Raw genomic sequence first — 23,085 nt, 5'->3', positions numbered from 1 at the left:
CTTCGCCGTCGAGGACTAGTGGCGCCTGCTCGCGGCGCCCACGACGTCAGTCCCCGGGGCTCCATTGCGCTCCCGTGTGAGCCATGTAGGCCTCGACGGCCGCGTCGAGGGTCGGGTAGAAGTGGTGCGGATCGATTTCCTGTTTGAGGCCATAGATTTCGATCTTCTCCTTGACCCGGTGTTTGAGCTCGGCAAACACCAGGGAGGTGCCCTGTGCGTCCAACTCGCGATCCAGCTCGATCAACACGTCCGCGGCGGTGGTGTCCACGTCCGTGATCGGTTCGGCCGCCAACAGGATCCAGCGCGGCTTGGGTTCGGCCCGCGCCAGCTGACGGATGTTGTCACGGAATGGCTTGACGTTGGCGAAGAATACTGGAGCGTCCCAGCGGTAGATCACCAGACCGGGCAGGTGCTTCGCGTCCGGGTGGAAATTCACGTCGTGGAACCCCTCGTACCCCGGAACGCGCCCGATCACCGTCTCGTATGGCCACCATGCCCGGCGGAAGATGTTGAGAATTGAGAGGCCCACGGCAATACCGATACCGGGCAGCACACCCAGGAACGCAACCCCGAGGAAGGCCGCGAGCGACAGGCTGAACTCGGCCTTGCTCTGGCGCCACAGACGCACTGTGCCATGGACATCGGCCAGCGACACGGACGCGGTGATCACCACGGCTGCCAGAGCCGGCTGTGGCAGGTTCCGGAACAGCCCGGGAAGCAGCACGAGCATGAGCAGGACCAGCACGGCGCCCGTCACACCCGTGAGCTGTGTTTTGGAGCCTGAACGTTCCGCGACGGCGGTCCGGGAGCCGCTGGTGCTGACCGGGAAGCCTTGGAAGAAGCCCGCGGCCAGGTTCGCTGCACCGATGCCGATCATCTCCTGATTGCCGTGAACCTCTTGGCCGGAGCGCGCCGCGAACGCCGTCGAATTCGAGATCGTGTCCGTCAAGGACACCAGCGCAATGCCCAACGCCCCGGCGAACATCAGTCCGATGTCCGCCAACTCCACGCGGGGGATGGTGAACGGCGGGAAGCCTCGCGGGAGCTCGCCGACCAGGGAGACACCCCGCGCGGCGAGGTCGAAAATTGTTGTCGCCGCGATCGCGAGGACCACCATGACGAGCACCGCGGGGACCTTGGGCAGCCACTGTTGCAAGGACAGGATCAACACGATGCCGGCAATGCCGACTGCAGCGGCAGCGACCACTGTTTCGCCGTTGGCTACGCCCTGAACGAAGCCGACCAGGTCACCGACGAAGCTTTCGCTGTCCACCTTGAACCCGAAAAGCTTCGGGAGCTGGCCCACCAGGATGGTGAGCGCGAGGCCGTTCATGTAGCCGATCATCGTGGGTTTGGAGATGAGGTCGGCGATGAACCCGAACTTGGCCACGGACGCGAGGACCATGATGAGGCCGACCATGATCGCGAGCAGCGACGCGAGCGCCACCGCCTTCTGTGGATCCCCGTCAGAGGCGACGAGCGGCAGGACCGTCGCGGCGATCATCGGGCCGAGTGCCGAGTCAGGACCCAGCACCAGGACGCGGGAGGGGCCGAAGACCGCGTAGGCGAACAGACAGAGAATGGTGGTGTACAGCCCGGTGATCGTCGGCAAACCTGCCAGTTCCGCATAGGCCATGCCCTGCGGGACGAGCAACGTCGCCAGGACGACGCCGGCGATGACGTCCTTGCCGAACCATTCCTTCTGGTAGGTGGCGGGGACGTCGAGCCCTGGCATCACCCGGCGCAGCCGGCCCACGCGCCGCTGTCGAGTCTTCGTCATAGCTGCACTCTTCCGTCCGACGCCGCCCCGCACATCCCCCGGCGAGGGTGAACCGGGTCAGCCGCCGCAGTGGCTGCAGCTGTGGGCGAAAGCTATGGCACATTCAGGGGACGCGGCAGGAACAGCAACGCGGGGTCCCTTACGGCCCGTGTGATGTCCCGGGATGGGCGCGACGTGACCCCGCGTTGCCTCTCAGCTGCAGCCAGGATGCGAGGATCCTCCGTAATGCCAGCCGTCGTACCCGTCGTCGTGGCCGCCGGCGTACTCGACGTTGTGCCCCCGGCCCGATGGGCCTAGAGTAGCGGTCTGCCAACCTCGTGCGGTCCCCCTGTCCAGTCATGTGCCTGCTCAGGTACCGGCGGCCGCCCCCACAGTTCCTATTGAGGAGATACCTATGGAATTCCGCACACTCGGCTCTCTCACCGTCTCCGCCCTGGGTTTGGGCTGCATGGGCATGAGCGAGTTCTACGGCCAGGGCGAGGAAACCGAGTCCATTGCCACCATCCAGGCCTTTCTCGACGCCGGCGGAAGCTTGCTCGACACCGCGGACATGTACGGCCCGTTCACGAACGAAATGCTCGTCGGACGGGCCATCGCCGGCCGGCGGGACGACGTCGTCCTCGCCACGAAGTTCGGCAACGAACGCCGGGCGGACGGCTCCTGGGTCGGCATCAACGGCTCCCCCGACTACGTGCGCGCCGCATGCGACGCAAGCCTGCAGCGGCTGGGCGTGGACCACATCGATCTCTACTACCAGCACCGGGTGGACAAGACCGTCCCGATCGAGGACACCGTCGGAGCCATGGCTGAGCTGGTGCAGGCCGGCAAAGTCCGGCACCTTGGCCTGTCCGAGGCCAGTGCCGACACCATTCGCCGGGCCCACGCCGTGCACCCGATCACCGCTCTGCAGACCGAATACTCGCTGTGGGAGCGCGAGCCGGAGACCAAGGTCTTCCCTGTCCTCGCGGAACTGGGCATCGGCTTTGTCCCCTACAGCCCGCTGGGCCGCGGCTTCCTGACCGGCCAGTTCCGCAGCCCCGATGACTTCCCGGAGGACGATTTCCGCCGGCACTCCCCGCGCTTCCAGGGCGAGAACTTTACCCGCAACCTCCAACTCGTGGACCGGGTCAAGGAACTCGCAGACGCGAAGGGCTGTACCCCGGGGCAACTGGCGCTGGCGTGGCTGCTGGCCCAGGGCGAGCACATCGTTCCCATCCCGGGAACCAAGAAGGTCAACCGGCTGCGGGAGAACCTGGGCGCCGTCGACGTCGAACTCTCCGCCGAGGACCTGACCCGTCTGGACGAACTGGCTCCGGCCGGCGTGGCCGCCGGGGCACGGTACCCGCACATGGACTCGATCGACGTCTAAGCCCGCCCTTCGACACCCAACGCGGGGTCACTTACGGCCCATCCGGCGCCTCGGGATGGGCCGTAAGTGACCCCGCGCTGCCTGGAGGGGTTAGTGGCCTGACGCCGCAAGTTCGGCCAGCAGTTCGGCCTTGCGTTCCTCGCTCGCAAAGGAGGAACGGATCGAGTTCGCGGCCATCCGCACGCAGTCGAACTCGGACAGGCCGATCACGGATTTCAGCTGCGCGAAGTTGTCGTCCACGTAGCCACCGAAATACGCGGGATCGTCCGAGTTCACGCTGACGTTCAGGCCCGCCGCGAGCATCGCCGGCAGCGGGTGCTCGGCCAAAGTGTCGACGGCCCGGAGCCGGACGTTGGACAGCGGGCAGACGGTCAGCGGCATGAGCTCGTCCACGAGCCGTTCTACGAGCTCCGGGTCTTCCATGCACCGGATGCCGTGGTCGATTCGTTCCACCCCGAGGATGTCCAGCGCGTCGGTGATGTACGACGGCGGGCCCTCCTCGCCGGCGTGCGCGATCCGGTGCAACCCGGCGTCCTTGGCCCGGGCGAAAAGCCGCTCGAACTTGGCCGGCGGGTTGCCCACTTCCGCGGAATCGAGCCCGATGCCGGCGATCGGGGCGTCCATGGCGAGCAGTTTCTCCAGCACGTCAAGGGCGGATTCCTCGGTGAGGTCGCGCAGGAAGGCGGCGATCAGGAGGGTGGAGATGCCGAACTCGTCGTGCGAGGTGGCCAGCACCGAGGCCACACCGTTGACACACGTCTCCAGCGAGACCCCGCGGGACAGGTGCGCCTGCGGGTCCAGCATGATCTCGGCATGTTTGACCCCGGCGAGCGCCGCCCGGCCCAGGTAGGCCCGGGTCATGTCCGCGAAGTCCTGTTCGGTCTGCAGCACCGCCATGTTGGCGTAGTAGAGGTCCAGGAAGGACTGCAGGTCCGTGAACTCATACCGCGAGCGGAGCTCGTCCAGGTCCGCATAGGGCAGCCGGATCCCATTGCGTTCGGCCAGCGCGAAGATCAGTTCGGGTTCGAGGGTTCCCTCGATGTGCAGGTGCAGTTCGGCGACCGGGAGCGAGAGCACTCCCTCGGGAACCTCGGCGAATTCCGGGGCCGCGCCCGTGTCGACGCCAGGGGCCGCGCCAGTGGCAGCGCCAGTGTCAGGGCCGGTCGCGTCAGGGCCGGCTTCGGTGCGCGTGCCGGTTTCCGCGCCGCCGCCGTCGTAAGTTTTCATTCGGTAAGGATATGCCCGGCACTCCCCCGAGCGGATAGAGTCGAATCAATGCAAAGTAAACAGCTTGCTTCCGATCTGCCGCGCCCGACCGATCCGGCTCTCATTCAAGATCCAACTCCGGGCAATCCGGCCGACGGTTTTGTCCGGGTTCGCGGCGCACGGGAGAACAATCTGCGCAACGTGGATGTGGACGTGCCCCGCGACGCGATTGTGGCCTTCACGGGCGTCTCCGGCTCGGGCAAGTCATCCCTGGCGTTCGGCACCATCTATGCCGAGGCGCAGCGCCGCTACTTCGAATCCGTAGCCCCCTACGCCCGGCGTCTCATCCAACAGGGGCACAACCCCAAGGTGGAAATGATCACCGGGCTGCCTCCCGCCGTCGCGCTCCAACAGCGCCGCGGGACGCCGAGTTCGCGCTCCACGGTGGGCACCCTCACCACGCTGTCCAACTCGCTGCGCATGCTCTTCTCCCGCGCCGGCAGTTATCCGGCCGGCGCGAGCCCGCTGGATTCCGACGCGTTTTCACCGAACACGGCTGCCGGCGCCTGCCCGGAGTGCCACGGCCTCGGGATCGCGCACACCGTCACGGAATCCTCTCTGGTCCCGGACACCTCGCTCAGCATCCGCGACGGCGCGATCGCCGCGTGGCCCGGGGCGTGGCAGGGCAAGAACCTGCGCGACATCCTCACCCACCTGGGCCACGACGTCGACACCCCCTGGCGCAGGCTGCCGAAAAAGGACCGCGACTGGATCCTGTTCACCGAGGAACAGCCCGTGGTCGAAGTGACGCCCCAGCGCGACCGCGTCGCCAAGCCGTACAAGGGCCGGTTCTGGAGTGCGAAAAGCTACGTGCTGCATACCCTCGCCGATTCCAAGAGCACCACCATGCGCGACCGAGTGCTGCGCTTCATGGAAACCGGCCCGTGCCCGGTCTGCGGCGGCAGCGGCCTGACGCCGGCCGCCCTTGCCGTGAGCTTCGCCGGCCGGACCATCGCCGAACTCAACGCCGTCCCCATGTCCGAACTGGCGGACATCCTCCGCCCCACCACCGAGCTCACCGAGGCCGGGACCGCCTCGCGAAAGCAGTCCTCCGGCGAGGGCAACGAGGTGGCCGTCGCCATTACCCGCGACCTCCTGCAGCGCGTCACCGTGCTGCTGGACCTGGGGCTGGGCTACCTCGCCTTGGGCCGGTCCACCCCCACGCTCTCCCCCGGCGAAATGCAGCGGCTGCGGATCGCCACCCAGCTCCGCTCCGGACTGTTCGGCGTGATCTACGTGCTGGACGAGCCCTCCGCCGGCCTGCATCCCGCCGACGCCGAGCCCCTCCTGGCAGTCCTGGACCAGCTCAAGTCCTCGGGAAACTCGGTGTTCGTGGTGGAGCACAACATGGACATCGTCCGCCGCGCCGACTGGCTGGTGGATGTGGGCCCGCGCGCCGGTGAAGGCGGCGGCGAAGTGCTCTATAGCGGCCCCGTGGCCGGCCTGGCCGACGTGGTTGAGTCCGTCACCCGGCCGTTCCTGTTCCCGGACGAGCCGGCTGACGGCCCGGCTAATGGCCCGGGCAAAACGGACGACGACGGCGTCGCTCACCGCCGCGGCAGTTCTTCCGCGGCCGGCGGCCGCCGGGAGGCCGCGGGCTGGCTGGAACTTCGCGACATCAGCCGCCACAACCTGCGCGAACTCGACGCCGACTTCCCGCTCGGCGTGTTGACCGCGGTCACAGGAGTCTCGGGCTCCGGCAAGTCGACCCTGGTCAGCCAGGTTCTCGCCGAGGTTGTGGGCGCGCGGCTCCATCCGGAAGCCGGCGCCGGGGCGACAACCACCGCTGAGGACCTGGAACCCCAAGCGGGTGAGTCCACCGAGCCGCTGAGCGTTGGCCCCGTGTCCGGGCTGGACCAGCTAGACAGGCTGGTCAAGGTGGACCAGAAGCCGATCGGCCGCACCCCGCGCTCCAACCTGGCCACCTACACCGGGCTGTTCGACGCGGTCCGCAAGGAATTCGCGGCCACGGACGAGGCCAAGGCCCGGGGCTTCGGCGCCGGACGCTTCTCCTTCAATGTTGCCGGCGGCCGCTGCGAGACGTGCCAGGGTGAGGGCTTCGTGGCCGTGGAGCTGCTGTTCCTGCCCGGCAGCTACGGCCCGTGCCCCGAGTGCCGCGGCTCGCGCTACAACCCGGAAACCCTCGAGGTCTGCTACCGCGGCAAGAACGTGGCCGAGGTCCTGGGCATGACGGTCAATGCCGCCGCTGAGTTCCTCGAAGCGGTGCCGGCGGCAGCGCGGAGCCTTCAGACGCTGCGCGAGGTGGGCCTGGGCTATCTGCGCCTCGGCCAGCCCGCCACGGAACTCTCCGGCGGGGAGGCCCAGCGCATCAAGCTCGCCACCGAATTGCAGCGCGCCCAGCGAGGCCACTCCCTCTACCTGCTGGACGAGCCCACCACCGGGCTGCACCCCGCCGACGTCCAGCTCCTGATGGCGCAGCTGCACCGGCTCGTGGACGCGGGCAACACCGTCATTGTGGTGGAGCATGACATGGATGTGGTGGCCGCCGCGGACTGGGTGATCGATCTGGGCCCGGCCGGCGGTGATGCCGGCGGCGAGATCGTGGCGCTCGGGACGCCCGCCGACGTCGCGCGTTCCACGGCGAGCCGGACGGCGCCGTATCTGGCCACGATGCTCGCGGGCTGATTTACCCGCACACGTTCGCCCGCACACGTTCGCCGGCATCTGCGGCAAGGCGGACTGCGGCGAGCGGCCACTGCGGGGGATCGCGCCGAGATGATAACGGCAGAAATGGCAAAAATAACGTCTTGATAACGGACGGGGCCTGCCTTAATCTGGTTGCATGCCCGGCAACCGGGCACTGCATGCCCGGTGCTACCACCACCAGATACTGCCCGACCGGTAGACACCGCATATGACCTCTATTGTCAGGGGCGGGCAGTGGCGCGACAACGTCCGGGGACGGACCGAGCGCTGGTGGCCCTCAGGAGCATCTGAACCATGAAGAAATCCACCTATGGCACTGCCGCGCGCCGCGGCGCCACGCTGGCCGCTGTTTCGATGGCAGCCGTCGCACTGTCCACAGCCTCCGCAAACGCCGCCCCGGCACAGTCCCCAACGTCCGTCTGGGATTCGCTTGCCCAGTGCGAAAGCAGCGGCAATTGGGCCACCAATACTGGAAACGGCTACACGGGCGGCCTGCAATTTAGCCAAAGCACGTGGGCAGCCTATGGCGGCACGGGGTCCGCGGCGAACGCCAGCCGTGAGCAGCAGATCGCCGTCGCCGAGAAAGTGCAGGCCAGCCAGGGCTGGGGCGCGTGGCCAGCCTGCGCCGCGAAGCTGGGCCTGAGCGGGGGTGCTGTGGCTCCGCAGAGCGCAGCCAGAGCACGACAGCCCGCCGCGGTCTCCACCCAGGCCCAGGTCCCCGCCCGGACTGGAGCGCCCAAGGCGGCTGTCCCGGCACCCCGCCACGCTGCACCGGTATCAGTCAGTGGCCAGACCTACACCATCCGGAGCGGCGACACCCTGAGCACAATCGCCGAGAAGCTCAACATTGCCGGAGGCTGGCGCTCGCTGGCCGACGCGAACACGGCGACCATCAGCAACCCCCACGCGGTGTTCCCGGGCCAGGTGCTGCAGCTTCCCGGATAGGGCTCCCCGCTAACGCACCCCGCCGTTGCGGCACGGCGCCGTTACAGGTCACCGTTACAGCACGACGCCGGAGCGATCCCGCAAGGGGACGCTCCGGCGTCGTGGTACGTGAGTGAGCCGTGCTTCTCGGGTGAGCCGTGCCGGCTTAGGCGGCCTGCGGGATTTCGCGGACGATCTGGAGCTTCCAGGCGGAGTCGTCGCTCGTGTCCAGCAGGGCCACGGTGCCCATGGCCAGGTGCAGGGCCACGCGCTTCGCGGCGAGGAGTTCAAGGTAGAGGTTCTCATTCATCCGCGCCGGGGCGTCGATGACGTACTTCACGGCGTCGCGAACCTTGCGGTAGTTGGCGCTCCGCTCCCGGTGCAGGTGCAGTTCCAGCATGCGGCGCTGGCGGATGCGCGGCTCGTGCCGGTTCAGCCACGACACCGCGGCGTGGACCCCGACAACCAGCGCCAGTGAGACCGCGTAAATCCACCACCCCGTGTTCAGCAGGAAGAGGGGCAAGTTGGCGATCGCCACCACGGCGATGCAGAGGCGCAGCGCCAGTATCCGCCGCATGGTCAGCGCCACCGACGCCATCGCGGCGCGGAACCCGTGCTGCTCCTTGCGGGCTGCCACCGGGTCAAGGATGACCTCCTCCAGCACCACAATGCCGTTCGCTTCCGGGCCGAGCAGTTGTCCGTATTTGGGCACAAACGGCATAACAGGGGCTGGATTCATGGCGTGTCCTCCGGGCGGCATTGATGGGGTCCTGCTATATTACGCCCCGCCGTAACGAACTGTCTGCTTCATTCCAAAATGTGAACATCCACACGCGCGGACCTGCGCAATTGGTGGTTTCGCTGTGTGGCCTCAAACTGGAAAGATGCAGACTTTCCTCCCCTTCCCCGATTTCCAGCAGAGCGCCGCGGTTTTGGACCGCGCGCGGCTCGGCAAGCAGCGCGTTGAAGCGTTGCAGATCCTGCGTGCGCTGGTGATCCCGGAGTACGGCTGGCAGTCGCACCCGGCTATCCGGATGTGGATGGGGTACGTTCCCGCGCTGACTATGTACGGCCTCGCCATGGTGGATGAGTGGACGGCGCGCGGCGGCGAGGACACCACCCGCGAGAAGATCATGGAGTTCGCCCCGCAGGCGGCCCACCCCGGCTACGCCGCCAAGATCCCGATGCCGCCGTGGCTGGGCAATGAGGATCTCCACCTCAGCCACCGGTCCAGGCTCATCGCCAAGGACCCGCGGTTCTACTCCAAGGTCTTCCCGGGCACCGATCCCGACCTGGAGTACGTCTGGCCCGAGCCCAAGCACGAGCTTCTGCCGGAGGATCCCGCCGGCGAGCGCATGTGGGTCCTCCGCCTGCCGCTCGGCGATACCGAGCCCGAACAGCTGAAGACCGTCAGCCTGCCGCCCGTGGGACGCGCCAAGCCTGCGTCCGACGACGACTACCAGTTCGTCTACGCCGATTCCGGCTCCCGCCGCCCGAAGGTACGCAAACTGCCCCCGAAGCAGCTCGTCAAGAAGCCCACCCGCAAGCGCCAGCAGCAGGAAGAGGCGTTCACCACCCTTCCCGGCAACTCCGTGGTGGCTGTCCCGGTCAACGGCGGCACGTCCTTCGCGATCGGCAAGGTCCTGGGCCGTCCGATCACCGTGGACGGCCAGTTCGCCCGCAACTTCCAGGTCGACGAGATCGTGGACCGCTCGGCATTCGACTACCCTGCCCTGCTTCAGGACCCGCGGGCCTTCTTCCCGATCCCGGCAAGATAGCCGAACGCCGGTAGTCCAACGCCCCCGCCACGCTTCCCGCGACTCGGCGCGGGTTCCGGCGGCGTTCCGACGGCGGCCGCCGGTCCGCCGTCGTCCGTCCAAGTCTTCAACGGGTGACGAGATCTCTTGAAGATTTGCTCACGCCTGTGCGCAACGCTTCCCTGAAGGCTGGCAGACTGGCCTCATGACTGTACTTTTGGCCGGTTGCGGCGATCTGGGCACCGAGGCCGGGCTGCGTTTCGCGGCGGCAGGCCATCGTGTGGTGGGGTGGCGTCGTTCGCCTGAGAAACTGCCGGCCGCCATCGAGGGGGTCGCCGCGGACCTGAGCTCGGGCGAACTGCCGCCCATCCCGCCGGACACTACCGCCGTCGTCGTCGCGATTGCGGCGGATGCGCCCACGGAAGATGCCTACCGGGCCGCCTACGTGAACGGTCTCGCCCATGTGCTGGACGCGGTCCTGGCGTCCGGGGCCGACGTCCGCCGGATCCTCTTTGTCTCCTCGACCGCCGTTTACGGCGATGCCGGCGGGGGCTGGATTGATGAAGGCACGACGCCGGAACCCGGCGGATTCTCGGGCCGCACCATCCGCGAAGCAGAGGAACTCCTCTACAGCCGCCTGCGCGGCACCGGCATCGCCCCGGTGGTGCTGCGGCTTGGCGGGATCTACGGTCCCGGCCGGACGCGCCTGATCGACCAGGTTCGCGGAGGATCCGCGGTGATTCCGTCCGCATCGCGCTTCACCAACCGCATCCACCGTGACGACGCCGCCGCCGCGATCGTCCACCTGTGCACCATGGACGCGGTTCCGGGGCCCGTATATCTGGGCGTCGACAACGAACCGGCAGAGCTCGGCGAGGTCCTTGGTTTCCTGGCGGCCGAGCTGGGACTCCCCCAGCCGGCGTCGGAATCCGCTAGTCCCTCCGGGGACGGCGGCGCCGGCGCGCAAGACGGCGGCGCCGGCGCGCAAGACGGCGGTGCCGGCACATCGACGTCGGGCGGCGGTACGGCGGGTGCCGGTGCGTCGACGTCGGGCGGCGAACCCTCAAGGGGAGGCAACAAGCGCTGCAGCAACGGGCTGCTCCGCAGCACCGGTTTCGAGTTTCACTACCCGAGTTTCCGCGAAGGCTACCGGGCGATTCTTGCCGGCGCCGGAGTCCGGCACCCCTGAGTCCTGCCATGAACGTCACCGACTACTTTTCTGACCGCTTTCCTGACCGCGCATTTCCGAGGGGGAACCATGGATCTTCAGCACATCATTGAGACAGTCGGCAGCTTCATGGATTTCGCCGGCGTGGCGGTCATGGTGATCGGTGCGATCGTCTCCATCCCCCTGGCGCTGAGGGGATTCCAGCCAGAGCGTCTCCCGGCCGGGTCCGCGCCGCTGTCCGTTTACCGCTCCTACCGGCAACTGCTCGGGCGCTCAATCCTGCTCGGACTGGAACTGCTGGTCGCGGCCGACATCATCCGGTCGGTCGCCGTCACACCGACTTTCGAAGGTGTTGGGGTGCTGGGCATTATTGTTCTCATCCGTACCTTCCTGAGCTTCTCACTCGAGCTGGAGATCACCGGACGCTGGCCGTGGCAGAGTCAGCGGGGAGCGCCAGCAGACGCATCAGCGGGCTGAAACCGTTCCGGGCGGCTTGGTGCGGGGCTAGGCTCGGGGAATGACAGAAAACGAGCTTTCTCTTGCCCCCAAAGCCGCCGAACTGCTCAGGCTCCACCGGGCCCCGGAGATCCTCCAGGTCATCAATGTCTGGGACGCGATCACTGCGAAAGTGGTGGCCGATGTTCCGGGCACCAAGGCCTTGGCCACAGCCAGCCACTCCATCGCTGCGTCCCGCGGCTATGAAGACGGCGAGAACATCCCGGTAGATGAGATGATCGCCGCCGTCGGCCTGATTGCCTCCGCGACTTCGCTGCCCGTTAGCGCTGACCTCGAATCGGGTTACGGGGACCCCGGAGAGACAGTGCGCAAGGCGATTGGCGTCGGGAGCGTCGGAGCCAACATCGAAGACCAGATGCGCCCGCTCGCCGACGCCGTTTCGCAGATGGGTGCCGCAGTCCGCGCCGGCGAGGCTGAGGGCATCGACTTCGTCCTCAACGCCCGCACCGACGCCTTCCTCAAGGCCGGCGACCGCGATCCCGCCGCAGTTTTGGCCGATGCGATCGAGCGCGGCCGTGCGTTCCTCGAGGTCGGTGCGGCCACCGTGTTTGTGCCCGGCTTGCTGGATGAGGCTACCGTCACCGCTCTGGTGGAGGGTATTGGCTGGAACAAAGTGTCTGTCATCAACGTGCCCGGGTCGCTGGCTCCGGCCAAACTGCAGGAGCTCGGCGTGGCCCGCATTTCCTACGGCCCATGGACGCAACGCGTCGCGCTGACGGCACTGGTCGACGCGACGGCGGAGCTGCTGGCCGGCGGGGCGCTTCCGGAAGGCACCCGGCCGTTGAACTAGGCCGGTTCTGGACTGGGGCGGCATGGGGACTGGGCGGCGCAGCGCTGGCCGGGCTCGGGCCGGGCAGGCTCAGGCGAGCCGCGAGCCGCGAGCCGCGAGCCGCGAGCCGCGAGCCGCGGGCCGCGGGCCGCGTGCACGTGCACCTGCAGGTGCCGGTGCCGGTGCCGGTGCCGGTGCCGGTGCCGGTGCCGGTGCCGGTGCCGAACGATCCCATCAGCTAAGGAGGACATGATCGCATGGGTTTAGATCCTTGGCCGGAGGCCCCTGAACTCCCAACCCCAATCATCATGGATCAGCGCTGGACCGATGCCGTATTCCTGCACTGGCGCATCCCGGATCAGGTGGCCGCGCCGTTCATGCCTCCGGGCGTTGCTCCGGACAGCTTTGACGGATCTGCCTGGGTGGGACTGATCGGCTTCCGGATGCGCGGCGCGGGCCTGGGCCGCGGACCCGGTGTCCCGTATTTCGGGAGCTTTGCCGAGATCAACGTGCGCCTCTATTCCCGGGAACCCGACGGTACCCGGGGCGTCGTCTTCCTCAGCCTGGATGCATCGCGGTTGGCTGTGGTGCTCGCTGCAAGGGCTGCAGGGATTCCGTACGTGTGGTCGCGCACGAGGTATCTGGGCCGGGACGCCGCGCAGCCCGCAGGCTCGGCAGATGGGGCCGATAGGGCGGGCGGGGGTGCCGCCGTCGGCGCCGGCTCGTCGGGCGGGGCCGCCGGTTACTCGGTGCGGCGGTTCCGGGGCGGCGCCCGGAGCGATTTCGCCGTCGTGCCCGAGCTCGACGTCGAAGCGGCCGACCCGCTCTCGGTACACCTGACGGCCCGGTTCGGTCTGCATTCCCGCTTCAGGGGCAGGACCCTTTACATTCCAAACACGCATTCGGCGTGGCCGCTGTACCCGGCGCGACTGACCCGCCTTGAGGATCAACTGCTGCCCGCGGCGGGAATCGAAGTCACGGGGCCACCCGAATCTGTCCTCTTCTCCCCCGGTGTCCGCACGCAGTTTGGCCGGCCACGGGCCCTTAACCGCGCGATGTGAAAACCGTCTGAATGCTCGCCGACCCCGAATCACCAGGGCACGGCAGCCGGATTCCTGCACTGCGCACGGGTCATCACCGCAAGCCCCGATTATGTCGTACCTCCCGCCTAGGCTTGAGTCATGGAAGCCGCCAGGGATTTCATTCCTTTCGAGGGCGAGGGGCAGGGCACGGACAGGTGCACCGGCCTCGTTGCAGGCTGCGGTACAAACCCCGGCTCAAGCTTAGGCCCGGTTCCCGCCGAGGTCCCGGCCCTGGCGTCCGGGTTGGACGACGCTTTGACAGCGCTCCGAAACGTGAGCGCGACGGCGGCGGAGGACGCGGCGTCCTGGGGGTTGAAGGCGGCGTCGGATTTCGCCGGGCGCGTGGAGGAGCTCTCCCGCACGGTGGAGTATCTGCAGGTTGTCGCGGCCGGCGCGGTGGACCGGAGCAGGAAGCAGTCTGCGGCGGACCGCGGGAAGACCGGCACGTCGTGGACCACTGGCTGGCGCGAGGACGCGCCAGGGGCCGCGGCAGCGTTCACCGCCGCGGCCGGCGGGACCGGCGACGGCGGGACCGGCGACGGCGGGGCCAGCGACGGCGGGGTCAGCGGCTCGGCGGGCACGCCACCCGAGGCAGTGGATAACGCTTCTGGGTCCGGGTCGCCCGCGGCGGCGGAGGTTCCGGTGGATGACGGATACCGGAACACGGTGGAGTTCCTGCGGGCGCGGCTGTTGATCGGCGCGGCGGAGGCACGGCGCCGGCTTTCCCTGGCCGAGCGCCTGCTGCCCAGGCACGGGCTGGCCGGGCAGCCGGTGCCTGCTGTACACGGGGAACTCGGGGCCGCGGTCGCCGCGGGCGAGGTCGCGTCCCGGGCCGCGGCGGTTATCACCGCCGCGCTGGGCCGGATCCGGCCTTTGTGCGACGCGGAGGCCTTGGCCCGGATGGAGCATGCCCTGACGCGTACGGCCGCGGAGAACGACGCCGACTTCCTCATCCGGGTCGCCCGCGGCTGGACCGATGCGATGGACCAGGACGGCGCGGAACCCGGCGAGGAGCTGTTGCGCCAGCTTCAGGGCACCTTCATCCGCCGCCGGCGCCACGGCCTGAATCATCTCGAGATCTTCGCGACGGACGAACAGTACGAACACCTCCTCACGGTGATGAACACCGGCACCAACCCCCGCACCGGCGCCCTGCCCACGGCCACGGCCTCAGCCCCATCCCCATCCCCATCCCCATCCCCGGCCATGGGTGCCGCCGAGGCTCCCGAAGCCGATTCCGTCCCTCACGAGGACTTCGTTGCCGGTGAAGATCCGGCCGCCGGCTGGGGTTCTGCCCCGGGCGAGGAGGCCGCCGTCGAGTCTTCCACCAGCTGGGGCTCCGCCGCCGGAGACCGTACGGCCACAGGCTGGGGCTCTGCCGCCGACTGGGGTTCCACCGCCGGACCCGCCACCGGCTGGGGCTCCGCGGCCGAAGACAATGCGGCCACAGGCCGGGGTTCTGCCGCCGGCACGGCCGCGGGCTGGACTTCCGCTGCCGGCGGTGTCTCGGCCTGCGATTCCCGGCCCGCCGTTTCGACGGCTGCGGGCATCCCGGCAGATCCGGCTTCCGAGGCTCATCCCGCTTCGGATCGCCAGATTTCTTCGGGGGCTCCTGCGGCGCCGGAGGAGGATCCCGGGACCGGCTGCCTGGACTTGCGCACCCGGCCGCAGCGGCTGCTCGACGGCCTCGTCGGCGCCTGCAAACTCGCCCTCGCGTCGGGCCGGCTCCCCGCCTCGGGCGGCCTGCGCCCCCAGGTCATGGTCACCATCGACTACCGCGACCTGCTCACCCGGCTCGGCACGAACCCTGCCGTCACCGCTGGCACGGCAGGCACCGCGGACGCTGGAACGGCCGGCCCGGAGGACGCCGCACCCCGGACGCTGCCGGGCACCGGGATGCTGCCGGGCACTGGGATGCTGCAGCGGACGGGGCTGTTGGAGCAGACAGGCTCGCTGCTGTTCACCGGGCCCGTCACCGCCTCGACCGTGCGAAAGATCGCCTGCGATGCCGACATCATCCCCGTCCTGCTCGGCAGCCAAGGCCGGATACTGGACATCGGCCGGGCCTCCAGACTCTTCCCGCCCCACCTCCGCAAAGCCCTCATCGCCCGCGACCAGGGCTGCGCGTTCCCCGGCTGCCCTATGCCCGCCCCCTGGTGCGAGGCCCACCACATCACCTACTGGTCCAGCGGCGGAACCTCCGGGACAGAGAACGGCACCCTGCTCTGCTCCCATCACCACCACGTGATCCACAAGGAACACTGGAGCATCCAAGTCCGGACCGGGATCCCCTGGTTCATCCCGCCGCCCCACCTCGACCCGCACCAACAGCCCCGCCGCAACCACTACTTCAAACCCGCAAACCTCAGCACGGCCGCATAGCCACGGCGGCCGCGACCCCGCCGGGCCTCGCAGTTCGCACGTCCAGGTCAAGGTCAGGGCCAAAGTCCAGGTCAAGGTCAGGGCCAAAGTCCGGGCCGGGCGGGGGCAACCCGTGCGACGCCGGCAGCCGCGCAAGATTTCGCATCAACCAGCAGGCGCAAACGGCAGCCGCCTAATCCAAAGAGAAGCCCAGCGGCGGTGAACAGGTCCTTTCGTGGCCTGGTGGTGTCGCCGGGCTCGGGGAGGCGTGGACGGCACCGGGCTGGCGCGCAGCCCGCCCCACCGACCAGACCGACCCCTGGGCCGTCATCGGCGCCTCAGTCATCCCCGGCCCCAGCCCGGGGAGTTCCGCGGCCGGCGCTCACCACCCCAAAAACCGCCATGGCTAGCTGTGAGGGGCCAGCTTTTTGGCCCCTTGAGCGGGCCGCCGGCGCTCTTGGTTTCGCAAATTTTCGGATGTATCGTTGACTATCGTTGTATATCGTTCGCGGTCTTCCCGAGGAGAGCATGATGCGCAATTTACACCCGGCAGGCGGATTTCGAGGCAACAATGTCGACAGCATGTGGCAGGCCGTCGAGGAGCTGCGTTCGAGGTTTGAGAAGCGCTCGGGATCCCGGGCGGGGCGCGGCGAGGTGCGCTCGGCTGTTCTGGCACTGCTCGCCGAGCGGCCGATGCACGGGTATCAGATCATTCGTGAAATCGAGGAACGCAGCGGCGGGACCTGGAAGCCCAGCGCTGGCTCCGTCTATCCAACCCTTCAGCTGCTGGCCGACGAGGGAATTATCCGCGCTGAGGAGTCCAACGGCCGCAAGATCTATTCCCTGACGGAGGCGGGCCGCGAGGAGGTAGCGGGCGCCGGCATGTCAGCGCCCTGGGAGTCGGCAGGTCCAGCATCGGGCGCGGGGTTCGCGGCGCTGCCCAAGGCGGGCGTCGAGCTCGCACAAGCCGCCTCCCAGGTGGGACGCACCGGGACGCCGGAGCAGGTACAAGAAGCCGTGGCGGTGCTCGATGACGCACGCCGCCGGCTGTACGCGATCCTCGCCCAGGGCTGACAGGGGTGACGTCGGTTCGCCGGGACCGGGCAGCCACGGTCCCCGGCGCCGGGAACCACCGGACCCGTTACCGCCGCATCCTGCGTTTCGCCGCGTGGCATCTCGCGGTGACCTGGTGGTTTGAGCTGCTCCTCCCCCGCATCGGGCTGGTGAGGATTGCCGAGCGCACCAGGGCGAAGAGGATGCGGCGCTTCGCGCAGCGCTTCCATGCGCTGGCGGTGGACCTCGGCGGCCTCATGATCAAAGTCGGACAGTTCCTGTCGTCCCGGCTCGACGTGCTGCCGCCCGAGATCACCAAGGAACTCGAGGGGCTGCAGGACGAGGTGCCTCCGGTTTCGTTCTCCGCGATCCGAGCCCTCGCCGAAGCTGAGCTGGGCGCGCCGCTGGAGCGGTTGTTCGCCTCGGTCGAGGAGACACCGATCGCGGCGGCGTCCCTCGGGCAGGCGCACCGGGCCAGGCTTCGCCCGGACGACGCCGCCGACACCGGTCTCGACCGCGTGGTTCTGAAGGTACAGCGGCCGGGCATCAACGCCATTGTCGACGTCGACCTGGCGGCACTGCGCAAAGTGGGCGGCTGGCTCAGCCACGTGCGCCTGGTGTCCGATCGTGCTGACATGCCCGCCCTGGTCGAGGAGTTTGCGCAGACCAGCCTTGAGGAAATCGACTACCTGAATGAGGGGGCGAATGCGGAGCGGTTCGGGGTCGATTTTGCCGATGACGCCCGGGTGGAGGTGCCCGGCGTCGTCTGGGAGCGAAGCACCCGCCGCGTGCTTACCCTCGAAGACGTGACAGCGATCAAAATCACGGACTCGGTGGCGCTGCTGGCTGCCGGTATCGACCCGGCGCAGGTAGCCCCGGTTTTTGCCTCCGTGATGTTCGACCAGATGTTCACCACCGGGTTCTTCCACGCCGATCCGCACCCGGGCAACATCTTTGTCACGCCGGCTACGGATCCATCCGCAGCGCACCCCTGGAAACTGACCTTCATCGACTTCGGCATGATGGGCGAGATCCCGCCGAGCACACGCAGCGGTCTGCGGAAGCTGCTCATCGCGGCCGCTTCGCGTGACGGCAAGGGTCTGGTGGCCGCCATCCGGAACGTCGGTGTGCTGGTGCCCTCGGCGGACACAGTGGAGCTTGAGCGGGCAATGACGCACCTCTTCGCCCGCTTTGGCGGGTTGGGCTTCGCCGAGCTGCGCGAAGTGGACCCCCGAGAGTTCCGGGAGTTCGCGGTGGAGTTCGGTGACACTGTCCGGTCCTTGCCCTTCCAGTTCCCGGAAAACTTCCTGCTCATCATCCGGGCCATGTCTCTGACCTCTGGGGTGTGCAGCTCACTGGACGCCCGGTTCAATCTGTGGGACTCGGTCGAACCCTATGCGGCGCAGCTGCTGCGCGACGAGCGCGGCAACATCGTGCAGGACGTTGCCCAGCAGGCGCTCGATGCCGCCGGGATGGTGCTGGGTCTGCCGAAACGGCTGGATGGGCTGCTCACCCGGCTCGAGGACGGTTCACTGTCGATGGCCAATCCGCGCCTCGAGCGGCAGCTGGGACGGCTTGACCGCACGGTGCAGCGATCGGCAGCGGCGCTGATCTTCGGCGCCCTGCTGATTTCCGGCTCCGTGGTCCGCGCGGATGACATGGTGCTTGGCAATGTCCTGATGATCGCGTCGGCGCTTCCGCTGCTGCATGGGCTGTGGGTGGGGCGCAGCGGCCCCTGATCGGGCCGGTGACGGGGGTTTCTCGCGCCCGGCCACCGTCGGGTTCCGCCGCCATGGAGATATCATCAAGCAGTGAAGGAAGGCCAGCCTTTTCGTCCTGCGAACCCCACCGAAACCCCCGTTCCCGTCCCCACAAGGCCCAACCCCACCTTTTGGAAGTCCTCGATCCTGAACTGGAGCGGCGCTCTCGCGGCGGCCGCCCTGATAGTGGTCCCGCTCTGGATGCTGCTCGGCAACCCTGCCGTCCCCGGCGGCCATCCCGCCCTGCCGACTCTCCTGGCGGCCGCCGTCGCATTGGGGATTTTTTGGGCGCTGATGCTGGCCAGAGGCTGGGTGTTCGGCGCCAATAAGCAGCGAAGCGGTGATATTTCCACGTGGCAGTTGGTCCGCGGGATCGCAGGCAGGCTCACGATCCTCGGTTTCGTGGCGGCGCTGATGTGGCTCAGCCCGTTCCCCCACCAACCCGACCGTGAGACGACGGTCCCGGCCAATGGACCCGCCGCGACCGCGCCAGCCGGGTCAAGCGCTACAGAAGACGCCACGTCGATCACCCTTGCCCCTGCGGGCACAGCCACTACGGGCCTCGTCTTCTACCCCGGCGCCAGGGTGGACGCGCACGCCTATCAGGACCTGCTGCAGCCGCTCGCGGCCGCGGGTCACCTTGTTGTCATCCTGAAAGAACCCCTTGGCGTCTCCTTGCTGGACACCAACCAGGCCCGCGTGGCCATGGACCGGCATCCTGAGATCGTTTCCTGGGCCGTCGGTGGTCATTCGCTGGGTGGCGTGAGCGCGTCATCTTTTGCGGCGTCGAATCACGACGTCGCCGGGCTGCTGCTCTTTGCTTCGTACCCCGCAGAGAGCATGGCCGACGCGCAGGGCCTCTCGGTGCTTTCCATCTCCGGCTCAAACGATGGCCTGAGCACCCCGGACAAAATCGCGGCGTCCAGGTCCCTGCTCCCGCCAACCACAACCTACACAACGGTCGTGGGCGGCGTGCACGCGTTCTTCGGTGACTACGGTGAGCAGCCCGGAGACGGCGAGCCGGGCATCAGCCGCAACGAGGCGCAGCAGCAGATCGTTGCCGAGTCGCTCCGCTTCATGGACGGGCTCAAGGCTTCCGGCTAGGAAGCGGGCATTCCTCAGCCCAGCGCTACGCACTCCCGCCCCCGTTACCGGCCCGCGGCGTACCCCTGCGCACCCCGCGGATTCGCCGCGGCCTGCAGGACCCCCGTTTCGGGATCCCGCACGACGGCGGACAGCCGCCCCAGCGTCCAGTCACCGGCCCGGGTGACAAGGTGCCCACGGCGCTCCAGCCCTTCGATGACGTCCTCACCCAGCCGGTCCTCGACGACGGCGCCGCCGGGCTCCCAGGTGCGGGGCCAGAACGACGCGGGCATCGACGTCGTATGGAACGTTGGAGCGTCGATGGCCTGCTGCGGCGAGTACCCGCCCACGATCGTCCGCAGCAGGTACGGCAGCTGCCATTGATCCTGCTGGTCGCCGCCGGGCGAACCCAGCGCGGCCACGGCGTGACCGTCCCGCAGCACGAGAGTGGGCGTCAGGGTGGTGCGCGGGCGTTTGCCGGGCGTCAGTGTGGACGGCGTCCCGGGCTCCAGCCAGGTCATCTGCAGCCGGGTACCCAGGCAGAAGCCCAGCTCCGGAATCGCAGGGGAGGACTGCAGCCAACCGCCGGACGGAGTGGCCGACACCATGTTGCCCCAGCGGTCCACGACGTCGATATGGCAGGTATCTCCCCGGGTCTCCCCCGCGGATGTCACGGTGGGCTCGCCGACGCCGAGTCCGGCCGTGGAGGCATGCCCCGCGAGCGCCGGCGGCGTGTAGTCGGTGCGCAGCGGCGGTAGATACGGTTCCCGTCCGGGCACGATGCCGGGCCGGAAGCCGTGGGACGCCCGGTCCGTGATCAGATCGCGGCGGCCGGCGCAGTATTCCGCCGACAGCAGGTAGTCCAGCGGCACATCCGTGTCGCCGTAGTACGCTTCCCGGTCCGCGAGGGCGAGCTTCTGCGCTTCCAGGATGGTGTGCGCCCCCAATTCGGTGGACGGATCAAGGAAGCGGTCTTCGAACCCGGAGAGGATGGCCAGGGTCTGCAGCAGCGCCGGCCCCTGGCCCCACGGCCCGGTCTTGGCGATCGTGTGGCCGCGGAATTCCATGGTGACGGCCGCCTCATACCCGGCCTCGAAGCCCGCCAGATCCGCCAGGGCCAGCACCCCGCAGTGATCCGTGCCCGAGGAATGCCGGTGCGGGGCCTGCACCGAATCCACCATGGCGCGGGCCACGAAACCCTCCCGCCACTCGCGCCGGGCCGCATCAATTCCGGCCTCGCGGGTGGGTTCTTTGACTCCGGCCTCCACGAGCCGTTCCAGCGTGCGGGCATAGGCCGGGTTCCACACCAGCTCACCCTCGGCCGGGATTCGCCCACCGGGCATCCACAGCTCGGCCGAGGTGGGCCAATGCGTCCGGAACATTGCGGACACCGCCGCGATGGTGGATCCAACCCGGCCGAGCATCGGGTGGCCGTCCCGCGCGTAGCCGATCGCGAAGTCCAGCACGGCGTCCAGCTCCCACGTCCCGTGGTCACGCAGCAGCAGGAGCCAGGCGTCGACGGCGGCAGGCACCGCGGCGGCCAGGGCACCCGAGCCCGGAACGAGGTCCAGGCCTTCGGCGGCGTAGTGCTCCACGGTGGCCCCGGCCGGCGCCGGCCCCTGGCCCATCAGGACGATCGGTTTGTCCGGATCTTCCGCGGTGACGAAGATCCCGGTCATGTCGCCGCCGGGCCCGTTGAGGTGCGGTTCCACGACGTGGAGCACGAACGCTCCCGCCACCGCGGCGTCGAAGGCGTTGCCGCCGCGCTCCAGCACTGCCTGGGCAGCCGCCGTCGAAAGCCAGTGTGTGGAGGCGCTCATCCCGAAGGTGCCCTGGAGCGTGGGGCGGGTGGTGAACGCCGCCGGGGGCGTGAACGGCACCCGAGCCGCGGGCGGGCGGTCACGGACGGCTTCTGTGACCCCGGTGTCAGCCAAACAGGGCCGCCACGCGGGTAAGCGTCTCGTAAACGCCATAGGCGAGCGGCACGCCGACCAGCGCCCACGCTATGACCAATTTTCCGGTGGACGGTGTCACCGGTGTCTGTGAAGTGCTCATCTCAGGCCTCCATGGCGGGTTCTTCGGACCGGACGCGGCCGGGATGGGGCTCGTGGAAGCGCGCGTCAACCGGCGAGACCAGCAGGTTCGCCACGAAGCCGATCACCAGCAGCCCCACCATGGTCAGCAAGGCCGGCTGGTAGGACGCGGCGTTGAGCGCTCCGGGCTTGCCCTGGGCGTCCAGGAACGCGTTGACGATCAGCGGCCCCGCGACGCCTGCGGCGGACCAGGCCGTCAGGAGGCGGCCGTGGATGGCGCCGACCTGGAACGTGCCGAAGAGGTCCCGCAGGTAGGCGGGGGCGGTCGCGAACCCGCCGCCGTAGAAGGAGATGATGACGAACGCGAGCGCGACGTAGAGGACGGTGGAGGTCGAGCCGGCCAGCGCCAGCACGGTGTAGAGCAGCGCGCCGACGCCGAGGTACACCATGTAGATGCGCTTGCGGCCGGTGACGTCCGACGTGGCGGACCAGGCGAAGCGCCCGGACATGTTGCCGATGGACAGCAGCCCCACGAAACCCGCGGCCACGGCGGCGCTGGCCAGCGAGGTGCCGTCGGGCTGGCGGAAGAAGTCCTGGATCATCGGTGCGGCCTGCTCCAGGAGGCCGATGCCTGCCGTGACGTTGCAGAACAGGGCTACCCAGACAAGCCAGAACTGCCTGGTTTTGACCGCATTCCGGGCGGAGACGTTCTCCGTGGTGACCAGCGCGGCGGTCCCGACCTTGGCGGGGTCGAAGCCTGCCGGCGTCCAGCCCTCGGCCGGGACCTTGATGGTGAAGGCGCCGAACATCATGTAGGCCAGATAGACGACGGCGAGGGTCAGGAAGAGTTTGCCCACCGACTCGCCGCTGGCCACCCAGCCTTTGGCACCGGAGTTGGGATCGTACAGCTTGAGCAGCGCCGTGGAGACGGGGCTGGCGATCAGGGCGCCGCCGCCGAAGCCCATGATGGCCATGCCGGTGGCGAGTCCGGGCCGGTCGGGGAACCATTTGATCAGGGTGGACACCGGCGAGATGTAGCCGATCCCCAGTCCGATGCCGCCGACCACCCCGTAGCCGAGGTACACCAGCCAGAGCTGCCCGCTGAAGATGCCCAGGGACCCGATCAGGAAGCCGCTGGCCCAGAACACGGCGGAGGTGAACATTGCCTTGCGCGGCCCGTTCTTGTCCACCCAGGTGCCCATGACGGCGGCCGAGAGGCCCAGCATCACGATCGCGATGGAGAAGATCACGCCGATCTCGGTCAGGCCGGCGCCGAAGTGCTTCACCAGCGCCGTCTTGTAAACGCTCGTCGCGTACGCCTGGCCGATGCACAGGTGCACGGCGAGCGCTGCAGGCGGCACAAGCCACCGGTTGAATCCCGGCGGTGCGATGGTTCGTTCGCGGTCCAGCCAACCCATAAATGCTCCCCTGCTCGTCAACGACCTCGGTGTCCGGCATCTGGGGCAAGAGACCCCCGACGGGGACCGTTGCCTCCGG

General features: G+C 68.5%; 18 protein-coding genes. 12 read left to right on the top strand and 6 right to left on the bottom strand.

The features are described from left to right. Positions 1 to 46: 46 nt before the first annotated feature. Complete coding sequence (gene sulP / locus LDO15_RS04625; RefSeq protein ID WP_223984480.1) at positions 47 to 1,780, bottom strand: sulfate permease; 1,734 nt, start codon at positions 1,778 to 1,780, stop codon at positions 47 to 49. 394 nt (positions 1,781 to 2,174) lie between these two features. Here sulP and LDO15_RS04620 point away from each other — a divergent pair, with 394 nt between their 5' ends. After that, positions 2,175 to 3,149 (top strand): aldo/keto reductase, encoded by a 975-nt coding sequence (locus LDO15_RS04620; RefSeq protein ID WP_223984478.1) that lies wholly within the window; start codon positions 2,175 to 2,177, stop codon positions 3,147 to 3,149. A 90-nt stretch (positions 3,150 to 3,239) separates the two neighbouring features. Here LDO15_RS04620 and LDO15_RS04615 read toward each other — a convergent pair whose 3' ends face one another. Continuing rightward, entirely contained in the window at positions 3,240 to 4,376 is a 1,137-nt protein-coding gene (locus tag LDO15_RS04615; RefSeq protein WP_223984476.1) for an adenosine deaminase, read from the bottom strand. Between the two features lie 48 nt (positions 4,377 to 4,424). On the opposite strand from LDO15_RS04615, the gene LDO15_RS04610 reads away from it, so the two are divergent. Then, on the top strand, positions 4,425 to 7,061 hold the full coding sequence (locus tag LDO15_RS04610; RefSeq protein WP_223984472.1) for an excinuclease ABC subunit UvrA: 2,637 nt from the start codon (positions 4,425 to 4,427) through the stop codon (positions 7,059 to 7,061). A gap of 315 nt (positions 7,062 to 7,376) precedes the next feature. Continuing rightward, positions 7,377 to 8,027: a transglycosylase family protein gene (locus LDO15_RS04605; protein WP_223984468.1), complete on the top strand. Its 651-nt coding sequence runs from the start codon at positions 7,377 to 7,379 to the stop codon at positions 8,025 to 8,027. A 145-nt stretch (positions 8,028 to 8,172) separates the two neighbouring features. Here LDO15_RS04605 and LDO15_RS04600 read toward each other — a convergent pair whose 3' ends face one another. Further along, on the bottom strand, positions 8,173 to 8,745 hold the full coding sequence (locus tag LDO15_RS04600) for a hypothetical protein (RefSeq protein WP_223984466.1): 573 nt from the start codon (positions 8,743 to 8,745) through the stop codon (positions 8,173 to 8,175). 145 nt (positions 8,746 to 8,890) lie between these two features. On the opposite strand from LDO15_RS04600, the gene LDO15_RS04595 reads away from it, so the two are divergent. The 9 genes from LDO15_RS04595 to LDO15_RS04555 all read left to right on the top strand — a co-directional run bounded on the left by LDO15_RS04595 (position 8,891) and on the right by LDO15_RS04555 (position 19,576). Further along, a complete protein-coding gene (locus LDO15_RS04595; RefSeq protein WP_223984464.1) occupies positions 8,891 to 9,784 on the top strand; it encodes an MSMEG_6728 family protein in 894 nt (297 codons plus the stop codon). Between the two features lie 184 nt (positions 9,785 to 9,968). After that, positions 9,969 to 10,952 carry an NAD-dependent epimerase/dehydratase family protein gene (locus LDO15_RS04590; protein ID WP_223984462.1) on the top strand — a complete coding sequence of 328 codons (984 nt, stop codon included), beginning with the start codon at positions 9,969 to 9,971 and terminating at the stop codon, positions 10,950 to 10,952. 69 nt (positions 10,953 to 11,021) lie between these two features. Continuing rightward, a complete protein-coding gene (locus tag LDO15_RS04585) occupies positions 11,022 to 11,408 on the top strand; it encodes a DUF1622 domain-containing protein (RefSeq protein ID WP_223984460.1) in 387 nt (128 codons plus the stop codon). A 40-nt stretch (positions 11,409 to 11,448) separates the two neighbouring features. Next, positions 11,449 to 12,237, top strand: a complete 789-nt coding sequence (locus LDO15_RS04580; RefSeq protein ID WP_223984458.1) for an isocitrate lyase/phosphoenolpyruvate mutase family protein — start codon at positions 11,449 to 11,451, stop codon at positions 12,235 to 12,237. A gap of 287 nt (positions 12,238 to 12,524) precedes the next feature. Further along, complete coding sequence (locus LDO15_RS04575) at positions 12,525 to 13,277, top strand: DUF2071 domain-containing protein (RefSeq protein WP_223984457.1); 753 nt, start codon at positions 12,525 to 12,527, stop codon at positions 13,275 to 13,277. 120 nt (positions 13,278 to 13,397) lie between these two features. Beyond that, positions 13,398 to 15,680, top strand: a complete 2,283-nt coding sequence (locus LDO15_RS04570) for an HNH endonuclease signature motif containing protein (RefSeq protein WP_223984455.1) — start codon at positions 13,398 to 13,400, stop codon at positions 15,678 to 15,680. Between the two features lie 510 nt (positions 15,681 to 16,190). Next, the gene (locus LDO15_RS04565; protein WP_223987089.1) at positions 16,191 to 16,733 is read left to right on the top strand and encodes a PadR family transcriptional regulator; all 543 of its coding nucleotides are present in this window, start codon (positions 16,191 to 16,193) and stop codon (positions 16,731 to 16,733) included. A gap of 5 nt (positions 16,734 to 16,738) precedes the next feature. Further along, positions 16,739 to 18,451 carry an AarF/UbiB family protein gene (locus tag LDO15_RS04560; protein ID WP_223984453.1) on the top strand — a complete coding sequence of 571 codons (1,713 nt, stop codon included), beginning with the start codon at positions 16,739 to 16,741 and terminating at the stop codon, positions 18,449 to 18,451. A 72-nt stretch (positions 18,452 to 18,523) separates the two neighbouring features. Then, positions 18,524 to 19,576, top strand: coding sequence for an alpha/beta hydrolase (locus LDO15_RS04555; RefSeq protein WP_223984451.1), 1,053 nt, complete (start codon positions 18,524 to 18,526; stop codon positions 19,574 to 19,576). Positions 19,577 to 19,620: 44 nt separating this feature from the next. Here LDO15_RS04555 and LDO15_RS04550 read toward each other — a convergent pair whose 3' ends face one another. From LDO15_RS04550 to LDO15_RS04545, 3 genes are all read right to left on the bottom strand, one after another. Beyond that, positions 19,621 to 21,375 (bottom strand): gamma-glutamyltransferase, encoded by a 1,755-nt coding sequence (locus LDO15_RS04550; RefSeq protein WP_223987087.1) that lies wholly within the window; start codon positions 21,373 to 21,375, stop codon positions 19,621 to 19,623. A gap of 106 nt (positions 21,376 to 21,481) precedes the next feature. Further along, a complete protein-coding gene (locus LDO15_RS23355; RefSeq protein WP_263428345.1) occupies positions 21,482 to 21,610 on the bottom strand; it encodes a hypothetical protein in 129 nt (42 codons plus the stop codon). Between the two features lies 1 nt (position 21,611). Beyond that, positions 21,612 to 23,006 (bottom strand): OFA family MFS transporter, encoded by a 1,395-nt coding sequence (locus LDO15_RS04545; protein ID WP_223984449.1) that lies wholly within the window; start codon positions 23,004 to 23,006, stop codon positions 21,612 to 21,614. Positions 23,007 to 23,085: the final 79 nt, after the last annotated feature.

The organism is Arthrobacter sp. NicSoilB8 (genome assembly GCF_019977355.1).
In the GTDB taxonomy this organism is placed as follows: Bacteria; Actinomycetota; Actinomycetes; order Actinomycetales; family Micrococcaceae; genus Arthrobacter.
The sequence above is the reverse complement of the archived record's forward strand: the minus strand, read 5'-3'. Positions and strand labels throughout refer to the sequence as shown.